Genomic DNA, 23,642 nt, shown 5'->3' with positions numbered 1-23,642 from the left:
ATTCTATTCGATAAATCGAATATAGTTAAAATTAAAACCACCTGCATTCGCGAAAACCTTTAATTTTTGTTTACCGGCATTAAGCTTAATCTTTTTTAGCTGAACTGTTTTAAAAGTGGTGTAATCACCTGTATTGGGTACATTAACGATTGGCTCCATCTGCCTTCCATTGATGGCAATGGACAAGCGACCATTAGCATCCTTAGCAGCTACATTTAACACTATAGTGTAAACGCCAGCACTTTCTACATCAATTGTATACTGTAGCCATTCGCCTGTTTCAATATGACTAACATAATATGAATCATTAGGGGTTCTACTTATATCCACCCCATCATTTCTATATACTCTGCCTTTATTCCCAGCAGTATTTATACCTGTAGAAACGTGATAATCGGCAGTGTCTTTATCAAAATATGCAATACCATTTATCCCCAGGTCATAATCAACAGCGTAAATGGTAGTATTCTTTTTTATTGTATTGTTTTTAAAAGGTTTTGTTTCATTTGAGAAGGGTTGACGCATCATTGCATCAATTACATCATAGTGGATAATACCATTCTCTATCTTCAAATCGTGGGCAAGCTTTTTTAATCCCGATTTTGCCACCTCAGCAGTTGGCTTAGCACCATCCCCTTTCCAGTAGTTAAGAATTACATCATATTCGTGATTAGATTTCACTTGAATCGGATTATTATTACCCAGCTTTTTTAAAGGCCACCATGCCCAACCTATATTGTTTTTTTCGAACAACCTGATAGCTTCTGTAAACCAAACATTAGAGTTTTCGCCAGTTTCGCCTAACCATATGGGTACGTTGTGCTCATCTCGAATAGTTATCATCCCTTTGGCAGATGCCTGATCATTATATGCCCAATACTTATGGAAACTTAAGGCCATATTATTATCCCATAAAGGAAAGATTCCATTATAGTTATTGCCCCAGCCATTACCTTCTATGATTACAATATGTTTTTGGTCAACTTCACGTATTGCTTTAGTGATGTCTAACATCAGTTTTCTTAAAGGTGCATTCTTTTTTTCCTTTAGTCCATTTTTATCATTGGTAGGATCCTCAAACCCCCAATTAGGTTCATTTATAATATCATAAGCTCCAATCCATGGTTCATTTGCATACCTTTCGGCTAGTTTACGCCACAGCGCTATGGTTTTTTGCTGATTGGCCTCACTGTCCCACAACGAAGGTTTTGAGGGATCCCGATCTGAGATATTGAAATCATTACCTTGTCCACCTGGTGCTGCATGCAAATCCAATATCAAATACATCTTGTTAGCCTTACACCAGGCAAGTAGAGAATCCGTCATCGAAAAACCTTTTTCAAGCCAGGTATTTTGCCCCTTTACAGGCTCTTCTTCAATAGATAAAGTATAAAGATTGTAATGCATAGGTAGACGAACCGAATTAAATCCCCATGCTTTCATTGAATCAACATCTGCTTTTCTGGTATGATTAGACAGCCAATTATTGTAAAACACCTTGGTTTCCTGCTCACCTACCAAATCAGTTATTCGCTGTTTAATTTTATGTTGCTGGCCTTCATTGTTAATCCCCAACATATAACCTTCCTGCAACATCCAGCCACCTAACCCAACTCCTCTGAGCAGTATGTTTTCGTTATTTTCATTGACAATTTTTTTCCCATCTGCCCTTAAAAACCCTTGGGCCTTACTTTCATGAATGTTTACAAAACATGATAATACAAATGTAACTGAAAATATAATTGAAGCTTTTATGCCATTGATCATAAGAATCCGTATTTGGTTAGTTACCCAAAATACGGATTTTTGATTAACATAGGTATCTAACCTACAAATCAAATCTTACATAAAGCTACCGTCGCCACGGCGCATAACGCCTCTGCCACCACGCCCTTGAGCACCTGACCATTTTTGCAGCCTCATACTCAGTTTAAGCATAAAATATCGGCTAACGGGATTTACTCTCGTATTTACATAACCGCCATCATCCGGTTGCTGTGTCCTCAGAAAATTATTCTGATTTAAAATGTCAAATGCCTGAAATGTGATCTGGCCTCTGCGACTAAACAACTGACGCTCCAAACTTGCATTTATTACTAAGGGGCTGTTATTTGTATTTCCGACTATACCATTTATGAACTGCTTACTACCATTGTACCCAAACATCCATACATCCCATAAATACACTCTTCCATCCAAATTAAGAGAAAGCGTGTTGATATTATTATTACCCGAACGAAGCGTCGAATTAGACTTTTCGTGTTTGTATCCAATATTTGTATTGATCTCCAACCATTCCGTAGGGTTAATTCTTGGGCCAAAACGTTGATCGAGAACAGTGATATCAGTAGTATTCAAAATACCATCTCTCATACTCAGGTTATGATTATAACTCACTGTACCATTAAGTTGCAAATTATATTTTCTATTGCTGAGCTGCTTACTGATGTTGTAATTACCAGTCAATCTATACACTCCACTAACGTTTAAAAAGTGTGTTTCATTAATTTTACTACCAGGGAGATTTGGATCCGGATTGTCAACAGTTTCCACATTTCTGATTACGGCATTTTCAGTATAAGAACCATTTGCATTTAGGGAAAGGTTAAGCTTCGAGTTTGCAATATAATTATTGTAATCACCTCTTAAAGTATGCACAAAAGTGGCAATCAGGTCCGGATTACCAATAACCGGATTATTTGGATTTGTAACATCCCTTACAGGCTGTATTTGATCAAAAGTTGGTTCTACTGCATTCCCTGAATAGTTCAAAGATACTTTTTGTTGTCTGCTCCAACGATATTCAAATCTTGCGATAGGTATTAGGTTAAAACTACTCCGGTTTGTTGTGGTACCCAGACTTATTTTAGTTCCGGATAATAAAGCCGGCACACCTGTTAAACCAACAGAGAAACGAACTTTGGACGTATTAGACATTCCGTACCTAAAATTTAACGCAACCCGCCCCTGTGTAAAGGAATAGTTATAAATATTACTTAACGAATCTATAATACCGGAAAAGCCACCATCTAAAATATCTCTTGTGGTTGCGGTATTGTCATAACCATTATAATTCACCTGTGCATTCACCTCGAATTGAGTATTAACTCCTAGAGGCTCAACATAGGTCATACTTCCGCGATAATTATCACGTCGATTCTTACGTGCTATAATCTGATTAATTACGGAATCTTTACCGTCTGGTGCCGCATCGGTATAATAAGTTGTGAAGTTATATCTTTCCTGCTCGTTATCCTGATTATTTTTATTCAAATCTATCTGTGCCGAAAAATTCCTTCTGTATTTTTTAAATAAGTGCTGATAAAAAGTAGAAATACCAAATTGAGGTGCTGTGCTTGAATTTGAATTTGTTATACGACGGTCCTGATCCAGTCCCATTGAAAGACTGCTACCCCTTTGACTTAACGTAGAAGAACCATCATTATCGGTAGAATTGGATTGAATGGTCGGGGTAACTTTAAGATAATTACTTGAGTCCAGGTTTACTTCAAATTCAAGTTTAAAATTATGATTATTTGATTTTTGCAAGCCGGTATTCGAACTATTGGCATGCAATTGTCCATTACTTAAAATACTTAGGGATTCGGTCTCATTCAAATTGTCTCCGTTAGAATTTTGAAATTGATAACCCAAATTGTACTCTATTTTTTTCCCAATTTTATCGCGCAAACTGAATCTGGTATTTGTATTCTTTGTAGAGCCACTTAATGCATTAAGATTAATCGCATCACTATAATTACCGTTTATCCCGATCTGTTGATTTCCGTTAATGCGTGTAGCAAACAATCCTGCTTCTTTTCTTTCGTTACTACCTCCTGCAGTGTTCAAATTCACCATATTCCCGACAGACTTATCCGTTCTTGTAGTGATATTCAGTATCTTTTGAGGGTCACCATCCTTTACGCCTGTACGAGCCGCCTGATCACCATAATCATCAACAATCTGAATTTTATCAACGATCTCAGCTGGAAGGTTTTTAATTGCGTTTGCGATGTCGCCCCCAAGATATTCCTTTCCATTCAATTTGGCTTTAGTAACTGTTTCTCCCTGGTGAACTAAAGTTCCGTCAGTACCTACCTCCATACCCTCCATTTTTTTAAGCAGCTCATCTACAGTAGCATTCTTTCGAACAATATAGTCGCTAGCCTTATACTCAACTGTATCTGTTTTATAGGTAATAGATGGAGTGCCATTAATAACCACCTCATTCAAAGTATTACGTTCTTCTTTAAGAACTATTGGATCCATTACAATTCTAGGACTGGTATCGTTTTGTTTAAAACGCATTGCAGGAGTTTTAACATACCCAATGCTTTGAACTGTAATGATGTAAGTTGCTGACTTTACATTTCTGAATACAAATATACCGTCAGTATTTGTACTTGTTTTTAAAGTATCCTTATCGGATGTTAAGCTGACAGTTGCTCCAATTACCCCCAGATCGGTTGAGTCCTTTACAATTCCACTCACTTCTCGTGTGGGAAGTGGCGGCGGTGGATTTTGTTCCTTTGATGGCACTTGGGCATAAAGAACTATAGAACTGAATATCAGTAGAAATAGTACAATAGCGGGTCTCAATGCATTATAGAAATAATTCATTCTCGTTATGTGGTTTGTATGTGTGTTGAATTTGTGTATAGATTATTTAATGGTGTATTTTCCCCAAAAATCTGTTGGACTAGTTAATGCCTGATAATCTATACCTGAACCTCTTGACCCGAAGTTTCCTCCACCACCACCTCTGTTACCACCAAAACCACCTCTTCCACCCTCACCACCATCTAACCCTTGCAACTGCAGACCATTCAGTTTAACGTTATAAGCAAATTCCTTTGGTGCATCCTTAGAAATCCCTAACTCTTCAAATGGGATTGCCAGTTCATAAAAGAAAGCCTTATCGTTTCCTATACTGGAAAATGCTTTTATTCCTAAATCATTATACACAGAGATAAGCGTATCAGTAGTTTTTTTAAACCCACTAATCTTAATTTCTTTAACTTGACCAAGTTGCCTTTTTTGCATTACGGCCATTGCAGAATCTCTTTGTTCAGGAGTTTGTGAACCTCTGCCACCATTATTCATTATAATCCCCATTTGACGCCTTCCTCCTTGTCCACCACCTTGAGCAGGGCGACTAATCAATGGATAAGTAAGCGTAATACTTTCCTTTTCTTTCTTTTTTCCTTCAGTATTTATAGCCAATGTAATGCCACCAGCCAGAATCTTTGCATTAGTAGTTAAGTCAGTAGATTTAATAACCAGATATAAATTCTTATCGTCATTACTCATCGTATAAAAAATACCGGTGCGTTTATTTTCTGCCTGAAAAGTATCATTCCATTCCGTGTTTCTTCCATCAATCTTTATGTTTTCCGGGGCAGTAACACTTACTTCTTGTACATCTTTAAGCTTTTGAGCTTGCGCAGTCATATAAAAACCAGCAATTAATAAAGTACTTGCTGCAATTTTTAAGAATGTAGGTTTCATATTTAGTAAAAGTTTGGTCATTAACTGTGAATTTAGAATTATGACTCACTAAACATATTTAGGTTTAACCTGAGGAGCAAGTTTGTTTCTTAATATTCTTGTTACAATTAATATTACCAAGGCATTTCACTACAACATAGATAAATACATCTAGCAAACACAATAAAAAATACAGTGACTAATGAACTTCCTGTACTTCTTTTTTCAGTTGGAATATGTAAATCAGATATACCAATGCAGGGAGAATAAATATACTGCCAATCAATAAGGCATAGCCCAGGGTATCAATCGCTTTTGCCTGTCCCTGATGGATAAGCAGTGACAGATTCGCTCCATTTTTTATTAGCACTATGTCTGGAAAATGAGAATACGTGGCTGCGAACAAGATCATGGTAACCTGAAATCCAGCTAACAAACGAAGAAAGACTGGCTTTTTTCGTTGTAGTAAGAAAAACATAATAACCAACGATATACTTGCAGCTATAATGGCTATTAGGCCTAAGGTATCCCCAAAAATCCAGCTAGCTAATGGAATATTTTCATGATATGCAGCAACAAAAACTAATGCTCCGCAAAACATAACTATATATATCGTACGTCTTGCTTTCCTAATAAAGAAGCTTCTGTCATCATCATTTGCAGTCTGTCCAATTATAAAAATAGTAGCTAAGAAGCCACATATGCTAACTGTAAATATACCAACGGCAACAGAAAACCAGTTTAACCAACTAAAAACATAAGCTGACAGAAAATCCTGGGCCTGCATATCTATTTGGCCGGATACTGAACTTGCGGCTATAATACCTAGAAAGAATGGCGTAATTAAGCTCGAATAGATAAATATAGGCGTATATACCTTTTGCATATCATCTTTAACGGCGTCGTAATTTCTAAACACAAAAGCTGTACCTCTGGCAATAATACCAAGAAGCATGCATACCAATGGAATATGCAAATAGATTGAAACAGTAGTATAAATTTTAGGAAACCCTACAAAAAGGATAACGATGGCAATGATCAACCACATATGGTTTGCCTCCCAAATAGGACCAATTGCTTCATACATCGTTTTACGCGTTTTAGAACGGTTCTTTTTGGAAGTAAAAAGTTCTATAATTCCCGCGCCAAAATCCGCACCCCCTAATAAAACATAGAGTAAAATTGATGTCCACAGGAAAACTATAACAACATAGATCATAATCTTAATTTTTATGAGGTTTAGTGCTCGAATCGTATAATTTGCCAACCATAGCAATTTGACGGTATAGGAGTAAACACACTATAATGGCTAATGATATATATACCCCAGTAAAGAGGTAAAAAGAATAAGCAATCCCTGGCATTGGAGTTACAGCATCCGCAGTACGCATAACACCTTGAATAATCCAGGGCTGTCTGCCCACCTCCGTCACTGTCCACCCTGCCTCTAAAGCTATAAATCCCATCGGAGTTGCAATCACAAAAAGTTTCAATAGCCAGTTACTTTTAAGCCATTGCTGCTTTTTCCAAAGTGCAATAAAGTACAATAAAGCAATCAATACCATAGCCATTCCAAGGCCAACCATAATCTGAAACGCATAATGAGTTACTGCAACGGGTGGCTGATCCTCTTTTGGAACGGTATCCAATCCTTTCACTTCACCATTAAAATCTCCTGTAGTCATGAAGCTAAGGAGCCCTGGAATTTTAATTGCATAATCAACCTTTTTATTGGCAGTATCAGGTATTCCTCCAATTATTAACGGTGCATTTCTCTCTGTATGAAAATGAGCCTCCATTGCCGCTAGTTTTGCAGGTTGACGATGGGCAACATCTTTAGCAGAAATATCTCCACTTATTGGCTGTAAACAGGCCGCCACTGTTCCAAACACGGCTGCTATTTTAAACGCTTTACTATGAAATATTACATTCTTGCCTTTAAGAATCATTAATGCATGCACACCGGCTACTGCAAATCCGGTAGATACGAATGCGGCAATGGACATATGAAGTGCCTGAGAAAACCAGGCATCATTAAACATTGCTTTTATAGGATCAATATTTAAATACTTACCATCTACAAAATCAAAACCGGCAGGACTATTCATCCAGGCGTTAGCAGCAACTACCAGTATCCCTGATAATAGTCCGCTTATACCAACAACAATACCTGTAAACCAGTGAAACCATGGATTAAGCTTTCCCCATCCATACAAATAAAACCCCAAGGCTATTGCTTCTATAAAAAATGCTGTTCCCTCTAAAGAAAATGGCATTCCAAAAATTGGACCTGCATGCTCCATAAATGTTGGCCATAACAACCCTAACTCAAAAGACAACACCGTCCCTGAAACTGCCCCTGTGGCAAAAAATATAGCTACACCTTTACTCCAGGCTTTAGTAACATCCTTATAAACAACTTTTTTAGTTTTTAGCCAATAAAAATGAGCAACTGTCATAAAAAAGGGCATCACCATACCAATACAAGCAAATACAATGTGAAAGCCAAGAGAAAAGGCCATCTGAAGTCGGGCAGCTAAAAAATCGTCCATATTAAGGGTTTAATAAACGTTAGTCGCTAAAAGAAATAGTCAAGCAAAAGTACATTTTTTAAGTACAGGAATGCAATTTAGGGCTGCATTTAAACCAATACTTTTATCATTATTTCAACATATTTTCAATTCATTTAAAATAATTATATTTCCCACAGAGAAATATAAAACCAACTATAAAGAAAATAAGCTTGTTATATGAGATATTTATAAATATGTTTGATGAGTATTAATTGCTTACAATTCAAAAAAGAATCGATGACTATTTTAAAATTTAAATGCGTTGCTATTATCAGTGGAGTTGTTTTACTAATCTCATCATGTACAAAAAACAAACCTCCTAAAGAAGAGAAGGACACACCGGTTGTAAAAGAACCTTTAAAAAAGGTACTCTTACCAATAAAATTAGAATCAGGCAACCTCGTTATTAACCTAAAATACAATGAGAATTCAACTCTTATTTCAGAAGTTAAAACTTCTGATGGATATCGTTTCAAGCCCACATACAAGGATGAGCTTCCTTCTCAATATGACAAATACGCCAACAAGACTCTTATTCAATCAATTTATTGTATTAGAGTTCCGAATAAAGATTTAAAAGTTACATTTTTTAATATTGACGGCCAAGCCTATTCACCTACAGGCTCACTTGTATTAAAACAAAATCTTCAAAATCAGATAAGCTCTATACTTGCTTCTGGTAGTGGTCATTCATACCCCTACAAAGAAAGCGAATGTCATTACTCCTCATCAGGTAACTTGTCAGATATTACAATTAAAAACTCTCCTACAAATAACACCTCCATTACATATACTTATGATGAGAAAAATGGAATTTTCAAAAATGTACAACATTGTCAGCTTCTATTTCTTGCAATAAATTTTCAGCTTTTTTCTGCCGATGTGAATAATAGATTAAGCTATTCAAATACAGGTACTCCTGGTGAAAATACTAACTTCACATATCAATACAATGCTGACGGCTATCCAACTCAATTCACAATAACCAAAAGCAAGCAAACATTTAAGATCACCTACATTGAACTTCAACAATAATGTTATTCGCTCAGTAACTTTTGTGCCCTAAACAAATTATCTGAACACTGGAGAATTTTGGCTTTCAACTTTGGATTATATTGAGGATTTTTTTCTAAAAAGTCCTCAATAATCTTTAAAGCCTCTTTACTCTGATAATATCCAAACGTAGCTTGCAACCAATTTTGAGGAAAAAAGATATCACCAGTCTTTTGAATCTCACTTAACATATCAAGACTTTTCTCCAAATATCTAAAGGAACTTCTCTGTCTAAGAGGATGGTGAAGATAATATAAAGCAGCCCCAACATTTGATTCTTTATCTCTATTGTATTTTAGCTCAAGGCTTTTAAAGAAGTCATCCCTTTTTTTCATTGAAGAAGACACCGCCGGCATAATAAATTCAAACCGTTTTCTTCTATCAACATTGGTTATCCGTTTTAGCTGTTTATCTAAAATAGAACTATCTCCATCTCTCAAGACCAGAGAAAAAGCCAATGAAGTATAGTCATCTTCCGTAAGTTTTATTCCGGCCGGAACTTTTTGAGTTTCCCAAATCGCATTCAGTCGTTTACCAGCTTCGGCAGACTGATAGACATCCTGATAAGTTTTAAAAAGCACTTTCTTATTATTTGGCAAACTTTGCTTCTGCATTGAGTTCCATAAAGCATTTTCTAAAGATGCGAACATACTGGCCCGTTCATGTTCAGAAATAAACTCCCAATAAATATTACTGATGTAGTTTGTAATCAACTTCAGGTTTAGCTCTTCCTTTTCCTGATCGAGACCTTTAACAAACAGATTTAACAGTTCCAATGGCTTTATATATCTGCCATTTAACATATTCTCATATAATGAGATATAGGCAGAAGATCTATTTACAGCCTTTCCAATCAAAAATATTTCACTATAGATTGACTTATCCAATGGCCAAAGACCATAGCCCTGCCCAGATGAATTAAATAAAACATAAGAGGGAAGTTCCATTCCTTCAGCAGCTTTCAATTCTACACTTTTACTATTAAGATTAACCGTTAGTTCTTCACTACGATTAGGATAATAAAGAGTTACCTCCATTAGTTGAGGCCAAATCCTATCAGCCCCGTATTCAGACTTTTGCGTAATTACAAACTTTTTAATCTTATTGTTAGCTTTTTCAATTGTATAATCTATTACTGGCCTTCCAACTTCATTTACCCAAACTTTATTCCATTTTTGTAAGTCAGCCTCCGTGTATTTGTCCAGAATTCTTATCAAATCAGGCCAGGAAGCGTTCTTATTGGTAAATTCTTTTAGATATTCCCTTACACCCATCTGAAACTTTTCCTTTCCCATTAATCGTTCTAATTGCCTCATAACAATAGGAGCTTTATGATAAATAATATTACCATAAAGGGTTCCGGCATCTTTTAGATTGTCTAAATCCTGTCTTATCGGATTTGAGCCTTTAGTCCGATCAATACTGTATGCCGCAGGAAAATGATCTGTAAGAAACTTAAGATCAAACACTTCCTTTCCTGTAATCTCCTCCGTGCTCTTATCAGCCATAAAGTTTGCAAAAACCTCTTTCATCCAGACATCAGTAAACCAATTCATCGTTACCAAATCTCCGAACCACATATGAGCAGTCTCATGAGCTATTAAATTATTCCGTGCATTTAACTGATCTTTAGTTGCACCTTCATCTAAAAACAAAGCCGAAGACTTATACTGAATTGCGCCCACATGCTCCATTCCCCCAAATTGAAAATCTGGGATAGCTACAAAGCCAAATTTTTGAAAAGGGTAAGGAATCCCAGTCCAATCCTCTAAATATTTCAAGGATTTGGTGTGAATATTAAAAACTTCATCCACACTATTCTTTATGGTCAAGGTATCAGTTTCTCTATATAGAAAATCAGTTACCATATTCCCAACTTTTCCTTCGGCTAACGTAAATTTCCCTACTGCAAATGCAAACAGATAAGTACTCAAAGTATCCGATTTATTAAAATTATACGTTTTACGGTCACCAGTAATTACAGAATCTTTTAATGTACCGTTAGCCATTGCTTTCCAATCGTTAGGAACTTTTAAAGTAAGGCTGTAAGTGGCTTTTAAATCCGGCTGATCAAAACAAGGGAAAACTGTTCTGGCCCTATCCGGCACAAATAAAGAATATAAATAATCATTATTTCTATTCAGTGCAGCCTCACCTGCTTCAAAGCTTAGACTTATTACATTTACTCCTTGCTTTAAGTATTTGGACTCTACAATAAGGTGTTCATCTTTATGATTTACACCTACATTCACTCCATTTACCTGCAAAACTTTTATTTTCTTTGCATTTTCTCTAAAATCCATCTGTAGTGGATATTTATTAGCACTAAGCTGAAATGTAACCTCTTCTACAGCACTTATAATTTCATCTCTGTTTCTTGGAATATCCAACTCCAGTTTATAATTGATATTACTCAAAACAGATTTACGATAAACAGCTAGATTTTTAGATACTCCTACCTCCAAGACAGGCTCCGATACATATCTTACGCCTGAACATGAGACAAAAAGAAACGCTAAAACTGCTATTGAATTACGCAAATTAACCATAGCAACGAATTTAAGGTTTTGTTGAATTAAAGAGTCAAATAAGTGGTAATTTAGCATCAGCAAAACTTAGATCAGCTCAGCTTACGCCCACTGATCGCCTAAAACAATTTTATGATCATGAAAAAGACATTAACAACAGTACTATTTATTGCGTTAGCAGTATCGTTACAATCTGAACTTAAGGCTCAGGGCATAAAAATGCCTCAGCCCAGCTCTGGACAAACCATTTCTCAGGATTTCGGTCTTGGTAAAGTAACCATCAATTATTCACGTCCGAATACTAAAGGCCGTAAAATATTTGGAGGATTAGAGCCATATGGATCAGTTTGGAGAACAGGCGCCAATTCTGCAACTACTATCGCTTTTACAGAAGCAGTAAAAATTGGAGGAAAAGATCTTGCTGCCGGCGAATATGAATTATTTACTATACCAGGTGAAAACGAGTGGACAATAATCATAAACAAAGGATCAAAACAATGGGGTGCATATGAGTATAAAGAAAGTGATGATGTATTACGTGTAAAAGTTAAGCCTACTAAGCTTAAAGAGAAAGTAGAAACATTTACCATTCAATTTGCAGATGTTTATCCTGGTACTGCCAAATTGCAGTTAATGTGGGAAAACACTGGTTTAACTGTTGATCTATCAACTGATTTTGATGCTAAGGTAATGGCTAGCATTGACGAAGCAATGAGAGGTGATAAAAAACCTTACTTCCAGGCTTCATACTACTATTTTGATAGTGGAAAAGACTTAAAAAAAGCACTTGAATGGGCTACCGCTGCTGAAGCTGCTGATCCTAAAGCTCCTTGGGTTAAATTATTAAAAGGACGTATTCAATTAAAATCTGGAGATAAAAAAGCTGCAGCTGCTACTGCTGAAGAAGGAATAAAATTAGCTACTGAAATTAAAAACCCTGAATATATTAGATTACATACAGGCTTATTAGCGGAGGCTAAAAAGTAACAATCAGGATTACTAAATCAATAAAAAACCCGGATACTGATTTACAGTATCCGGGTTTTTTATTAGACTCTCACTTATTCAAGTACAATATGCTTAATGTTCTTTCTATCGAAAGTATAAGTAATATGCACCTTCCCATCCTTAGATTGGATTATTGACGGATAACTAAACTCTTTCTTAGTATCACCATCCTCCAGTATCAAAATATCATTCCATTTTTTGCCATCTACAGACAGGGCGACGTTTAACTTAAATCGCCCATTAAACCATTCCTTACCTGGAACAGTTGGGTTATAGACAATCATAAATGTTCCGTTTTTTAACGTTTGGGCATCAGTTCCTGAATTAGGATTAAGCAAACTAGTCGCACTCAATGCACTCCAGGTTTTACCATTATCCTCTGACCATGATTCAACTACGGCCCCTTGCTTACTTCTACATAGTATTTGCAGCTTCTTATTTTTATGAAGTAATATGCTTGGCTGAATTACTTCAAACTTACTCTCCGGGTCAACAGGTATAATTGTCCATGTTTTACCCCCATCTACAGATCTCTCTATATGCGCACTCCATTTATCATTTGTTTCAGTACTTGATGGAGACAAAATTGTACCATCAGCTAACTCAATTGGCTTATTTTTTATTGGCCCAAGCACACCATCAGGTAAACGAGTTTTAGCAGACCATGTTTTTCCATTATCATCGGAAGTTTTCATCATGCCCCACCACTCCCTTGGCGAAGGCCCCTCTTTATAAAACAGGAAAAGTTTTCCCTTTTTTGTTTTAAACAACACAGGATTCCATAATGGAGATGCCCATTCCCCATTTACTTTACCATCGGCAATAGCAACAGGACTAGTCCATTTTCCACGTTCATTTATAGACATCCAAATTCTTACGTCTTTACTTCCTTCATGGTTACCGCCAAACCAGGCAGCCATTAATCTTCCCCCGTCTAGCTCAACCAATGTAGAAGCATGACATTGATCAAATGGAGGATTATTAAATATTAGTTCATCAGTTGTCTTTTTCCACGATTGCTGTCCAAATGCTATTGCTGTTGAAATAGTTAAGATAAAAACAGTTAAAAAACTTCGTATCATATTACACATTATTATTCTCCTCAACAATTTTAGGTTTCTTCATCGTACTCTGGATAATCACAGATAATAAAACGACTAACAAACACCCAATTATATTAAGCCATAAGTAAGCAACAAGATCAAGTTTACCAATAATAACAATCACTAATTCAGTTGCTAAAGCTGCAAAAAACACGGCTCTCCCATTCACATGTCTCACATAAAAGGCAACCAAAAAAACACCAAGTATGGTACCATAAATATATGAACCAAGTATATTCACTGCCTCCAGTAAATTACCTATTTTACTTGCATAGAGTGCCATAATAACACAGATTACCCCCCAAAATACAGTTGCAAGCCTGGATGCTTGCAGGTATTCATGATCTGAACCATCTTTTTTGATTAGTCTTTTATAAATATCAATTACTGTTGTGGATGCCAAAGAGTTTAATGCACTGGCCGTTGACCCCATAGATGCAAGGAATATAATTGCGATTAGCAGTCCTATTAGTCCTTGGGGCAGATATTGAGTTACAAAGCTTAAAAATATATAATTATTGTCTTTAGTATTTGCGTGCTCATCATTCTTCACCATCAGGTCTGTAGCCTGTTTTCTAATCGATTTCTCTTTTTCGTCTGCCAGTTGCAAAGCCTTTCGCTGCTGATCAATCAACAACCGATCATCCTTGTCTAAAGCAGAGTTCATTTTATTAACCTCCACCTGCTTCTCTTCAAAAGCCTTATCATAATCGGCCTTTATTTTATTTAGCTCCGGATTATATTTACTATTTTCAAGTTTACTCAACTCAAAACTGTTAAAGAAAATAGGCGGTTTATTGTACTGATAGAAAGTAAACACCAATATCCCAATTAGCAATATCAGAAACTGCATAGGTATCTTAACAAGGCCATTCATCAATAGCCCTAGTCTGCTCTGACTAATAGAAGCCCCCGACAAATACCTACCAACCTGGCTCTGATCTGTTCCAAAATACGATAATTGCAAAAAGAAACCTCCCACTAATCCTGTCCATACCGTATATTGATTATTAGGGTCAAAAGTAAAGTCTATTGCATTAGCTCTGCCCATTTTACCAGCTATGCTTATCGCTTTTACAAAACCAATATCAGCAGGTAATAAGTGAACTACCATAATACCTGCAGCAAACAAACCACAAAAGATAATACTCATTTGAAGCATTTGTGTGTAGGAAACAGCCTTTGTACCTCCGTAAACAGTATAAAACACCACCAAACTTCCAATAAACAAAGTAGTGTAAGTTGTATTGATATTTAAAATGGTAGAAAGAATAATTGAAGGGGCATAAATAGTAATACCGGTAGAAAGCCCCCTTTGAACAAGGAAAAGAAAAGCTGTTAAAGCTCTTGTTTTAAGATCAAACCTTTGCTCCAAATATTCATACGCAGTGTAAACTTTTAACCGATGAAATATAGGTACAAAGGTGATACACAACACGATCATAGCCAATGGTACACCGAAATAAAACTGCACAAAACTCATCCCTGAAGAATAAGCCAGCCCCGGTGCCGACAAAAAAGTAATTGCACTGGCTTGCGTAGCCATAACAGAAAGGCATACATGATACCAAGGCAAAGATTGATTACCAAGTAAATAGCCTTTAATATTCTGTGCCCCACGACTTTTATAAATGCCGTAAACCACAATTACAACGAGTGTAAGAATTAATACTGTCCAATCTATAACACTCATTCGAAATATCTTGTAAATGCGTAAAGGATCAGGATCAAAAATACAAGCCAACCAATTAGCAACCGGTAAAACTGTTTCCAGGTTTTAACAAAAGGCGGTAGCTCTTGCTCTGGGTTCTCTGGTACCGGGTTGTCATGTTCTGCCATGTTGTAATGATATTATTTCTTAACTGATATTAAATTCACAAATAATCTATACGCACCAGGTACACCTGCAGGTAGCTGTCTGAAAAAGGATAAACCAGTGTAAACGAACCTACCTTTTCCATAATTTGCTATGATTAAAGATCCTGTTTTATCACTTTCACCATTGTCATGCATACTTAATAGGGTTCTATACTTCTGGTCAGCATCCGTAACAAAATACAATCCTCTTTCCTGTACCCATCCTTCAAAGTCTTTGTCCGTAATTTTATTAGGGTAATTTAAAACAGGATCTGACGGATTGAATATTGTAACCTTAGCATCCTCCTCAGTTACCCTGTCACGCGATACACCAAAAGGATAAGGGCCTAAATTATCCAACTTCAGTGGCCCATTTACATTGTACTGTACCAAAAAAGTACCCCCATCGTTCACATACTTCATCAACTTGGGCTGCATACTTTTAATCTGTTCGCTTACATTATACAATCTCACCCCGGCTACTATTGCATCAAAGCCAGAAAGATCACTGTTAATAACCTGTCCTGCAGTCAAATTAACTACATCGTAACCAATCTGCTTTAATGATTCGGGAACAAGATCCCCAGCACCGGCGATGTAGCCAATACGCTTTCCTGCCAACTTTAAATCTACCTTATCTACCCTCGCTTCCGCAAATGGGAAAAGTGTTTGAGTAGGGATATGATCATAATCTATCACGTGTAAACCTTGATGGTAAGTTTTACCATCAACAACAACATTCAAAATCAAATTACCACTTTTAACATCTCCAGAAGGAGTAATTGTAAATTCAACAGATTCTTCTTCGCCTTTTTTAGAAAGGCTAAAATTCAGGCTCTCCGGAGAAGCTTTCCACCCTGCCGGCAATTCAGGTTTTAATAATCCTGCTGCATTGTCTTTAAAGCTTTTGAGTTGAACAAGTATTTTTTTAGGTTCATTATTATTAAATACAAATGCCTTTTCGGTCATAGTTGCCGTAACAGGTGGAGCAATTACCAAAGGCTGGTAGATTTCACCACGCACCTGATCAGTATATTTATACACAACAGCTCGTTTCTTTTCGATCACCTGATCACCTATTTTAATCCTAAACAGACCATTTAACCCAATAGGATTTTCGGCAAGGCCTATTTTTGATAATGAATCGACTACATACGAACCCAAAGTGTGTTTCTTCTCCAACCAATAAGGCTGAGTAATCCCAAAGCCGGATGTTGATATTGTTTTATCCTGAGATACAAATTGATTAAGAGGTAAATCGAAAGAAGCTTTACTATTGATCTCCTCAATGCTAATTTTTAAAGGAAACCCTTGTTTGGCTCTTGCTATAGCCTGAACCCTTACATTAACAGGTTCATTTAAGGCATATGAAGAGTTTACTGCTGCACTTTCAAACCAGATTCCGGCACAAGCTAAAATTAAGTCATCTAACAAACCCTGCTTAAAAGGTTTTCCCTTTACCAGTTGTTTTAGCTTTAAAAGTTTTATAACTGATTTAGATGGATCAGCAACATCATATTCCGCATTAATCTCAGAAACAAGCTTTTGTATTTCTCCACTTCCAGGAGTTCGGTTAAGGGTAAAATCAACCCCATCAAATATATCCTTCGTAGCTTTTTCACCTGCCACATAGCTAAAATATTCAATTGCCGAACCTCGTTGTCTTGAAGAACCAAATCCCTGACTTCTATGATTAGATCTACTTTCAGCAGCAATTTCGCCATAGCTTTTACCCAGCAAGGCATTATACCCCCCAACATCAATCTTAAGTTGGTCCTCTGAAGTAGTATTGTTACCCCCGAAATTAAAGGTATTCCAAAGAATACGTTTTGCCTGCCATGGTTTTACAAAAGCAAGCTGTTCAGGAAATCGTTTCGGATCAGCAGCAGCTGAAAAAGCCTCGTGAGCAAGTATTGCAGAGCCAGAATGATGTCCATGGCCAGCACGCGCATCTTCAGGAAAACGAGTAATAATTACATCGGGCTGAAATTTTCGGATTACCCATACTACATCAGCCAATATCTTCTGCTTATCCCATATCTTAAAACTCTCATCAGAGTTTTTCGAAAATCCGAAGTCATTTGCCCTTGTAAAGAATTGTTCAGCTCCATCTGTTCGTCTGGCAGCCAATAACTCTTGAGTACGGATTAAGCCAAGTAATTCGGCCTGTTCATTTCCTATAAGATTTTGTCCTCCGTCTCCTCTGGTTAATGATAAATAACCGGCTCTCACCTTTTTCTCTTTTGCGAGATAGCCTAATAAACGGGTGTTTTCATCGTCGGGATGTGCGGCAACGTATAAAACACTGCCAACAACATTTAATCCTTCAAGGCCTTGTTTAATCTCGGCAGCATTAAGCTGCTGCATATTCTGAGCCTTAATTAAAGAAGGAACCAGAACAGTTAGCAGTAACAGGCATAAACGTAACTTCATATACAGATCTTAGATTATCCTTGGAAGATAATCTTTTTTTAATTATTATGATGCTATCATAAGTTTGAATTATTACATTCTTTACAAACTCATGATAGCTCGAAAATAACTAAAAATCATCAATCCGGAGTGTTATTAAAAACTAAACTCCGTAACAATCCTGCAAAAATACTACGTTTCTTATAGGAGAATTTTACTGCTTACTTCTTTATCTATAGTAATAAAGCCTGGATATTTTACCAATCCCCCAGCAACTTTAATACTTGGTCTTATTTTCAGTGTAAGTATCCCCTTCTGTTCAGGCCCATTTTTTCCAGATTGTATAAAGTCGGTAATCTCTTTCATTACCTTGCTATTTGAAATAAACGGATAAATGTTTGCCTCCATATCAACTGGAACGACTGTAGATTGACCAGCAGCAATGTTTACTTCCTGATTTACAAATCCAGAAGCTAGTTCTTGTCTGTTGATCAATATTTTATATTCAAATTGATTAATAGCAGCATCATTACCAGAAGGATTTTTCACTTCTAAATTTAGTCTGGCCCTTAAAGGAATATCTCTTCTTAGTAATCCTAAAGCAAGTCCGGGAAGGCTTCCCAAATTAATATCCTGATTAAGGATCATCTTTTTCACATCAGCTCCGGCAAGCGTAATTTCATCGGCCGAAGTGACCCTATACTTACATCTTTCCAGTGCTTTTATTTGTTGCGCCTGCCTGTTTATACCACAGCCAGCTAACCCTATCGCCATCAGGCAAACTAATAATATCTTTCTCATAACAGCTATAACGGATTATCCGGTGAAATTATACAAATAGACTTCAATTATCGTCTGCGACTGTTCATACTACGGCTTATTAAGTGATCTACACTATACTTACCGGAACCGGCCACTAATAAAAACAAATAGGTAACTAAGAAATGTACTGCAAGTTCTTTTTTCTCAAATGCATCAGGTGCATGAATAATTAAAATAGCAACCAACATAGTTATAATTAGAGGTATTACCGCCAATCTCGTTCCCAAACCTAATAAAACTAAAATAGAACATACCACTTCAGCAAATACAGTTAACACAAGAGATGTAGCCTGGCCTACTCCTATTGGATCGGCAAATTGAATTTCTCCTCCTGCTAAAAGCCATGGCAATTTTTGAAGTCCATGGGTAAGCATAAATGCAGCAATAGCAATACGTGTAACAAGCAGCATGAAATGTATGCCTTCATTGTTGAAATTAGTGTTAAATAGTTTTCTCATCTTTAAATTTTAAGTTTTCTCTTGGTGATAAATATAGAAATTTTGGTGATTAATTAATTACTAGTGATTTAATGAACCCAGAAATAGCATCCTGAAGAATCATCTTCTTTTCTGGATCAGGTTTACCAACCTTTTGGATCATCTCTATTGAAACTAGCCCATGAAGTATCGAAAGATAAGTATGGTATTTCAAAAAATAGTTAGTTTCAGTATTATTACTGGAGGCAATGGCTTCCTGTATGGTGGATATCATAACGCTTGTCATGAGTTTCATTTCGGCAATCTGGTTTACCATTTCACATGCAGGTATTCCTAACCCAAACATCAATTGGTAATATTCTTTGTGTTCAAAAGCAAAGTCCCAGTAAGCATGGGCCATAGCTTCGAGCTGTTCGGATGGGTTGGTGTATCTGCTCTTCACTTCAAGAAGAGTATCTGCTAACTTTTGAAATCCCTCTTTGGTAAATTCCAATAGAATAGCTTCCTTATTCTCAAAATGATTGTAGATAACGGGAATGCTGTATTCAATAGCATCCGCAATTTTACGGATAGATAAGGATTGCCAGCCGTCGTTTAGCACTTGCAGCCATGCAGCTTCAAGAATACTAGCTCTGAATTCTTCCTTTTGTCTGATTTTACGTTCCGCGATTCCCATACTAGTTTAATTTTAGTTAACAGTGTTAACAAAAGTAATGGGTTTAATATACAATTAAAATTTCAAATGCTTTTCTGACTTAATTACAACAAACCTCAATTACTTAACCTGAACTGCCATAATATTGCGAATATTATCCTTTAATCATTCTAAAAGTTAAATTGATTCTTGGTTGGGTCTCTACCACTGTTTTCGGCAGTCTGTGCTCCCAATATTGCTGCGTCCCACCTTTCATAATCAACAGACTTCCATGGGTTAATTCAATTGACACAATTGGCAACTTATCTTTGTAATTTCTGAATTGAAAAATTCTTGAAGCACCAAAGCTTACCGAAGCAATAACCGGGAATTTGCCCAGATTCTTTTCATTATCCCTATGCCAGCCCATATAATCTTTACCATCCCGATAATGATTCAACAAGCAAGCATTAAATTTAGTTTCTAGCATCATTTCAATGCTCTCTTTTATTCTTAGAAGCGTAGCCGTCCATGGCGTCGCATACATCGTAATGCCAGAATAAGTGTAATTAACACCATCATCACCATAGAAAGCTGTAAACCGAGGTTGTAAAACTTCTTTACCAAACATCTTTATTGGCTCTTGTCTCCATTCAACCTCTTCAGTTAATCTATCCAAATACATATAGCTATCTTCTTCTGTAAAAAACTCAGGGTGAAAAAATGCCTCACCAGGTAACGTTAAAAGATTTATATGATCGCCATAGATTTTTTCCATGTCTGCAATTTAAGTATTGTTTAATAAATTTAGCTACCCCCACATCCATGAGGGCAACTAATGCTAAAAATACTTAATTACAAATCAGGTTAATCTCTATTCCAAAATGCAGGTGGCTCAATGCCTAAACTGCGTAAATAGACTGTGCCTTGTGCACGATGATGAATTTCGTTATCAATAAAGTAAAGAATGGTGCCATAAGCCTCCCCTTCATACTGGCCAAAAGCCAATACTATTTCCTGAAATTTTGCTTCAGGAATTTGCGCCCAAAAAGTATTGATTTCATCAGTAACTGCATCCCATTGCCTCAACAACTCTTCTTTTGAACTTGCCTCAGACTTTCCAGAATGATGATCCATTTCATTAATCGTTGTCCAAACATCTGTGGCTATACCTTTTACGCCTGGTCCGGATATACTATTAATTTCGCTTACCATACCCGAGAATGGTCTCATTCCCCCGATAGTGTGCTTAAATAATTCTTCTTCAGGAAAAGCTTCAATTACGCGTCTTGTAAGTCTTCTATGTCCTTGCCAGTGATTTAACAAGTCTAGTGAATTCATAAACAAAGGAGCGATCGTTGTTTCGGTGGTTGTGTTAATCGTAGTCATAATCTAGAGTTATTAGTGATTAATTTTATTTCTTACACAAAGAAAACCAGTCGCACTGACAACCCTATGGCAGTCCGTTTTTTAATAGAAAAGATTTCACTATATTTGTAAAAAATAAAGTCATGCTACGCCTTAAACATATCCAAATAAATAACATTAGCCAGTCTCTTTGGCTCATGTACTTGGGTATGGATTTTAGTTTTAACTAAAACATCTCAAGATCTAAACAAAACTCATTTATTTTATTAACATCAATTTGTTGAGGTAATACTTATCAAATTATACATATATCCTTATGGACATTTTATACACTGTAGAAGAAAAATATCTACAGGCAATAGAAGAACTTCATTATGGCGAACTGCCAAAAGCGCTTCACTTTTTTCATGAAATCATCAATTCAGATCCAGAATATGCCAGAGCATATTACCAGTTGGGTAGTTTTTACTATTATCAATTTAAAAATTATCAGACTGCCGGCTACTATTATAAAAAGTGTATAGAACTTGAGGCAGATTTCCCTGATGTTTATGAACATTATCTAAAGCTGTTGATTACTTTAAAGATGCATAAGCTAGCTCAGAATATAGCTGATAAGGCATTAGCTGTTCCCGGAGTTTGTAAATCTCATATCTATGAGAACCTTGGCTTAAATGCAGAGGAATTGCAAGACTTTACTACAGCAAAAGAGCATTATAAACGAGCCGCGCTAGCCACTGCCTCACAGGATGAGCATGAGCAATTTAAAGATCACTTAAAGCGTATTAAAGATAAGCAGAATGCAAATCGAAATATGGTTTATGCTTACCAGGGTTAATTGATTATATCAATTAACCCTAATTTCATTTACACAGTTTTCTGGATACTGGCCTAAAAAACTATTTATGCTTTTTATCTCCCGTATAAATCATTTCACCAGCCTTGACCTTAAGCTTAATATCATTTTCTACTGGGGGTTTAGGGCACTGATATCCATCACTATAAGCACAATACGGATTGTATGCTTTATTGAAATCTACCTCAATTACATCTCCAGAAATATCTTGACTACTTAAATCAATGTATCTTCCTCCTCCATACGTTTCCTCAGAATTACTTTCATCAGTAAATGGAAGAAATAAATGATTCTTATATTCCTCAACCTTGGATAAAGAAATACTTTTATATACCGTCAACTTCTGATCCACTCCATTCAGCTTAAAACTAAGAATAGCATAACGGATATACTCTCTGCTTGTCCCTGTATACGTAGGCATCTGAAATGGGATTTCATTCTTTAAAAGCTCTACTTTCGCATTTACTCTATAATTACTATCAGCTTCAAAAAAATGTAAATTCTTAAGGTCATCCTGTTTTAAAGGAGAACGAAAATCCTTTAAGAAATCCTCTTTGTAATGCTCACGATGCTTTTCAATCTGCGTCTTATAACTTTGTCCAAAACTGTTCAATTGAATCATCATAAACAGTATAAAGAAATATCTAATCATATTATTAAAATCTAGCCGACAAAGCTATCGATTTATATATTAGAAAATATAACTTTACAGTTAATGGCATCCCATTTGTAGCTTAGATTAATGTAATTTGACACTTGTAAACTAAAATATAACAGTATGGCTACATTCTCAGAAATGATCAAAGGCAATAAACCGGTTCTTGTAGATTTTTATGCTACCTGGTGTGGCCCATGCAAAGTTATGGCTCCAATTCTCAATACACTAAAGAAACAGGTTGGAGAGACTGCAACTATATTAAAAATAGATGTCGATAAGAATCCGGCCGCTGCCGCTGCATATGGCGTCCAGGGCGTACCTACTTTTATCCTATTTAAGGAAGGCAAGATTCTATGGAGACAATCAGGAGTTATTCAGGCTACGCAACTGCAACAACTCATCAGTCAATACGTTTAACCTACTCTCTTTTTCGTACCGTTAAGGTCTTGATTTTTAACAAGCTTTAACCATTAATAGCATCTTCCAACTTGGATCCATCTTTTGTTAATACTTCAAAATGATGGCTTTTAGATAGCTTTAACAAATGACCTATAAAATCGGTTGCGGTTGGGTATACATGCTTATCGAATTTAAGAATGGTCTCGATCTTGTTAACTGCATTAACATATTCGTCTTTGATTTCTTTTTGATTCATAACGTATTATTTACAGATGAAATTCAATAATACAATATACAAATTAATTCAATATCAATTAAGTAGCTAAGGATCAAGCGGAATTCTTGGGGGCATGAAACTTTAAGCATAGATTTTAGAAAGTCTGAACAGAAAGAATTTGACATCTCTTACCCCTCTAGAAGTTGCTCTGAAAGCTTTGACCTTTGCAT

At 36.3% G+C, this 23,642-nt stretch carries 20 protein-coding genes; 4 read left to right on the top strand and 16 right to left on the bottom strand.

Annotation, left to right across the window (positions count from 1 at the left end; translation table 11 throughout):
* Positions 1 to 3: 3 nt before the first annotated feature.
* The 5 genes from HQN83_RS16190 to HQN83_RS16170 form a co-directional block, all read right to left on the bottom strand.
* Entirely contained in the window at positions 4 to 1,767 is a 1,764-nt protein-coding gene (locus tag HQN83_RS16190) for a cellulase family glycosylhydrolase (RefSeq protein ID WP_173091373.1), read from the bottom strand.
* Positions 1,768 to 1,842: 75 nt separating this feature from the next.
* Positions 1,843 to 4,620: an outer membrane beta-barrel protein gene (locus tag HQN83_RS16185; RefSeq protein ID WP_173091372.1), complete on the bottom strand. Its 2,778-nt coding sequence runs from the start codon at positions 4,618 to 4,620 to the stop codon at positions 1,843 to 1,845.
* Between the two features lie 42 nt (positions 4,621 to 4,662).
* Positions 4,663 to 5,529: a hypothetical protein gene (locus HQN83_RS16180; protein ID WP_246254526.1), complete on the bottom strand. Its 867-nt coding sequence runs from the start codon at positions 5,527 to 5,529 to the stop codon at positions 4,663 to 4,665.
* Positions 5,530 to 5,686: 157 nt separating this feature from the next.
* Positions 5,687 to 6,706, bottom strand: a complete 1,020-nt coding sequence (locus HQN83_RS16175; RefSeq protein ID WP_173091371.1) for a cytochrome d ubiquinol oxidase subunit II — start codon at positions 6,704 to 6,706, stop codon at positions 5,687 to 5,689.
* A 4-nt stretch (positions 6,707 to 6,710) separates the two neighbouring features.
* Positions 6,711 to 8,039 carry a cytochrome ubiquinol oxidase subunit I gene (locus HQN83_RS16170; protein WP_173091370.1) on the bottom strand — a complete coding sequence of 443 codons (1,329 nt, stop codon included), beginning with the start codon at positions 8,037 to 8,039 and terminating at the stop codon, positions 6,711 to 6,713.
* Between the two features lie 258 nt (positions 8,040 to 8,297).
* Between HQN83_RS16170 and HQN83_RS16165 the strand changes: the two genes are divergently transcribed.
* Positions 8,298 to 9,095 carry a hypothetical protein gene (locus HQN83_RS16165; RefSeq protein WP_173091369.1) on the top strand — a complete coding sequence of 266 codons (798 nt, stop codon included), beginning with the start codon at positions 8,298 to 8,300 and terminating at the stop codon, positions 9,093 to 9,095.
* Positions 9,096 to 9,097: 2 nt separating this feature from the next.
* On the opposite strand, the gene HQN83_RS16160 is transcribed toward HQN83_RS16165, so the two are convergent.
* Positions 9,098 to 11,662: a M1 family metallopeptidase gene (locus HQN83_RS16160; protein WP_173091368.1), complete on the bottom strand. Its 2,565-nt coding sequence runs from the start codon at positions 11,660 to 11,662 to the stop codon at positions 9,098 to 9,100.
* 117 nt (positions 11,663 to 11,779) lie between these two features.
* Here HQN83_RS16160 and HQN83_RS16155 point away from each other — a divergent pair, with 117 nt between their 5' ends.
* A complete protein-coding gene (locus tag HQN83_RS16155; protein WP_173091367.1) occupies positions 11,780 to 12,628 on the top strand; it encodes a DUF2911 domain-containing protein in 849 nt (282 codons plus the stop codon).
* Positions 12,629 to 12,702: 74 nt separating this feature from the next.
* On the opposite strand, the gene HQN83_RS16150 is transcribed toward HQN83_RS16155, so the two are convergent.
* From HQN83_RS16150 to HQN83_RS16115, 8 genes are all read right to left on the bottom strand, one after another.
* On the bottom strand, positions 12,703 to 13,731 hold the full coding sequence (locus HQN83_RS16150; protein WP_173091366.1) for a sialidase family protein: 1,029 nt from the start codon (positions 13,729 to 13,731) through the stop codon (positions 12,703 to 12,705).
* Position 13,732: 1 nt separating this feature from the next.
* Positions 13,733 to 15,445 (bottom strand): sodium:solute symporter, encoded by a 1,713-nt coding sequence (locus HQN83_RS16145; protein ID WP_173091365.1) that lies wholly within the window; start codon positions 15,443 to 15,445, stop codon positions 13,733 to 13,735.
* A gap of 158 nt (positions 15,446 to 15,603) precedes the next feature.
* The gene (locus HQN83_RS16140; RefSeq protein ID WP_173091364.1) at positions 15,604 to 18,042 is read right to left on the bottom strand and encodes a PIG-L family deacetylase; all 2,439 of its coding nucleotides are present in this window, start codon (positions 18,040 to 18,042) and stop codon (positions 15,604 to 15,606) included.
* A 180-nt stretch (positions 18,043 to 18,222) separates the two neighbouring features.
* Positions 18,223 to 18,822, bottom strand: coding sequence for an NDR1/HIN1-like protein (locus tag HQN83_RS16135; protein ID WP_173091363.1), 600 nt, complete (start codon positions 18,820 to 18,822; stop codon positions 18,223 to 18,225).
* Between the two features lie 47 nt (positions 18,823 to 18,869).
* Positions 18,870 to 19,301 (bottom strand): DoxX family protein, encoded by a 432-nt coding sequence (locus HQN83_RS16130; protein ID WP_173091362.1) that lies wholly within the window; start codon positions 19,299 to 19,301, stop codon positions 18,870 to 18,872.
* A gap of 49 nt (positions 19,302 to 19,350) precedes the next feature.
* Positions 19,351 to 19,956: a TetR/AcrR family transcriptional regulator gene (locus HQN83_RS16125; protein ID WP_173091361.1), complete on the bottom strand. Its 606-nt coding sequence runs from the start codon at positions 19,954 to 19,956 to the stop codon at positions 19,351 to 19,353.
* A gap of 133 nt (positions 19,957 to 20,089) precedes the next feature.
* On the bottom strand, positions 20,090 to 20,692 hold the full coding sequence (locus HQN83_RS16120) for an alpha-ketoglutarate-dependent dioxygenase AlkB family protein (protein WP_173091360.1): 603 nt from the start codon (positions 20,690 to 20,692) through the stop codon (positions 20,090 to 20,092).
* Positions 20,693 to 20,781: 89 nt separating this feature from the next.
* Positions 20,782 to 21,303 carry a DinB family protein gene (locus HQN83_RS16115; RefSeq protein ID WP_173091359.1) on the bottom strand — a complete coding sequence of 174 codons (522 nt, stop codon included), beginning with the start codon at positions 21,301 to 21,303 and terminating at the stop codon, positions 20,782 to 20,784.
* Positions 21,304 to 21,598: 295 nt separating this feature from the next.
* Here HQN83_RS16115 and HQN83_RS16110 point away from each other — a divergent pair, with 295 nt between their 5' ends.
* Entirely contained in the window at positions 21,599 to 22,120 is a 522-nt protein-coding gene (locus tag HQN83_RS16110) for a hypothetical protein (protein ID WP_173091358.1), read from the top strand.
* A 61-nt stretch (positions 22,121 to 22,181) separates the two neighbouring features.
* Here the strand turns inward: HQN83_RS16110 and HQN83_RS16105 are convergent, their stop codons facing one another.
* Positions 22,182 to 22,790, bottom strand: coding sequence for a DUF1684 domain-containing protein (locus HQN83_RS16105; protein ID WP_217277407.1), 609 nt, complete (start codon positions 22,788 to 22,790; stop codon positions 22,182 to 22,184).
* A 126-nt stretch (positions 22,791 to 22,916) separates the two neighbouring features.
* On the opposite strand from HQN83_RS16105, the gene trxA reads away from it, so the two are divergent.
* Positions 22,917 to 23,213, top strand: a complete 297-nt coding sequence (trxA, locus tag HQN83_RS16100) for a thioredoxin (protein ID WP_173091357.1) — start codon at positions 22,917 to 22,919, stop codon at positions 23,211 to 23,213.
* A gap of 46 nt (positions 23,214 to 23,259) precedes the next feature.
* Here the strand turns inward: trxA and HQN83_RS16095 are convergent, their stop codons facing one another.
* Complete coding sequence (locus HQN83_RS16095) at positions 23,260 to 23,451, bottom strand: hypothetical protein (RefSeq protein ID WP_048906978.1); 192 nt, start codon at positions 23,449 to 23,451, stop codon at positions 23,260 to 23,262.
* Between the last annotated feature and the right edge of the window lie 191 nt (positions 23,452 to 23,642).

The sequence above is a fragment of the Pedobacter foliorum genome (assembly GCF_013266735.1).
GTDB classification, from domain to species: domain Bacteria; phylum Bacteroidota; class Bacteroidia; order Sphingobacteriales; family Sphingobacteriaceae; genus Pedobacter; species Pedobacter foliorum.
The sequence above is the reverse complement of the archived record's forward strand: the minus strand, read 5'-3'. Positions and strand labels throughout refer to the sequence as shown.

Bases quoted from the DNA above. Each gene is read 5' to 3' on its own strand.
- HQN83_RS16165 (WP_173091369.1), top strand. From the start codon at position 8,298: ATGACTATTTTAAAATTTAAATGCGTTGCTATTATCAGTGGAGTTGTT.
- HQN83_RS16145 (WP_173091365.1), bottom strand. From the start codon at position 15,445: ATGAGTGTTATAGATTGGACAGTATTAATTCTTACACTCGTTGTAATT.
- HQN83_RS16180 (WP_246254526.1), bottom strand. From the start codon at position 5,529: ATGACCAAACTTTTACTAAATATGAAACCTACATTCTTAAAAATTGCA.
- HQN83_RS16115 (WP_173091359.1), bottom strand. From the start codon at position 21,303: ATGACTACGATTAACACAACCACCGAAACAACGATCGCTCCTTTGTTT.
- HQN83_RS16155 (WP_173091367.1), top strand. From the start codon at position 11,780: ATGAAAAAGACATTAACAACAGTACTATTTATTGCGTTAGCAGTATCG.
- HQN83_RS16135 (WP_173091363.1), bottom strand. From the start codon at position 18,822: ATGAGAAAGATATTATTAGTTTGCCTGATGGCGATAGGGTTAGCTGGC.
- HQN83_RS16110 (WP_173091358.1), top strand. From the start codon at position 21,599: ATGGACATTTTATACACTGTAGAAGAAAAATATCTACAGGCAATAGAA.
- HQN83_RS16095 (WP_048906978.1), bottom strand. From the start codon at position 23,451: ATGAATCAAAAAGAAATCAAAGACGAATATGTTAATGCAGTTAACAAG.
- HQN83_RS16160 (WP_173091368.1), bottom strand. From the start codon at position 11,662: ATGGTTAATTTGCGTAATTCAATAGCAGTTTTAGCGTTTCTTTTTGTC.
- HQN83_RS16130 (WP_173091362.1), bottom strand. From the start codon at position 19,301: ATGAGAAAACTATTTAACACTAATTTCAACAATGAAGGCATACATTTC.
- HQN83_RS16190 (WP_173091373.1), bottom strand. From the start codon at position 1,767: ATGATCAATGGCATAAAAGCTTCAATTATATTTTCAGTTACATTTGTA.
- HQN83_RS16170 (WP_173091370.1), bottom strand. From the start codon at position 8,039: ATGGACGATTTTTTAGCTGCCCGACTTCAGATGGCCTTTTCTCTTGGC.
- trxA (WP_173091357.1), top strand. From the start codon at position 22,917: ATGGCTACATTCTCAGAAATGATCAAAGGCAATAAACCGGTTCTTGTA.
- HQN83_RS16175 (WP_173091371.1), bottom strand. From the start codon at position 6,706: ATGATCTATGTTGTTATAGTTTTCCTGTGGACATCAATTTTACTCTAT.
- HQN83_RS16140 (WP_173091364.1), bottom strand. From the start codon at position 18,042: ATGAAGTTACGTTTATGCCTGTTACTGCTAACTGTTCTGGTTCCTTCT.
- HQN83_RS16125 (WP_173091361.1), bottom strand. From the start codon at position 19,956: ATGGGAATCGCGGAACGTAAAATCAGACAAAAGGAAGAATTCAGAGCT.
- HQN83_RS16120 (WP_173091360.1), bottom strand. From the start codon at position 20,692: ATGGAAAAAATCTATGGCGATCATATAAATCTTTTAACGTTACCTGGT.
- HQN83_RS16105 (WP_217277407.1), bottom strand. From the start codon at position 22,790: ATGATTAGATATTTCTTTATACTGTTTATGATGATTCAATTGAACAGT.
- HQN83_RS16150 (WP_173091366.1), bottom strand. From the start codon at position 13,731: ATGATACGAAGTTTTTTAACTGTTTTTATCTTAACTATTTCAACAGCA.
- HQN83_RS16185 (WP_173091372.1), bottom strand. From the start codon at position 4,620: ATGAATTATTTCTATAATGCATTGAGACCCGCTATTGTACTATTTCTA.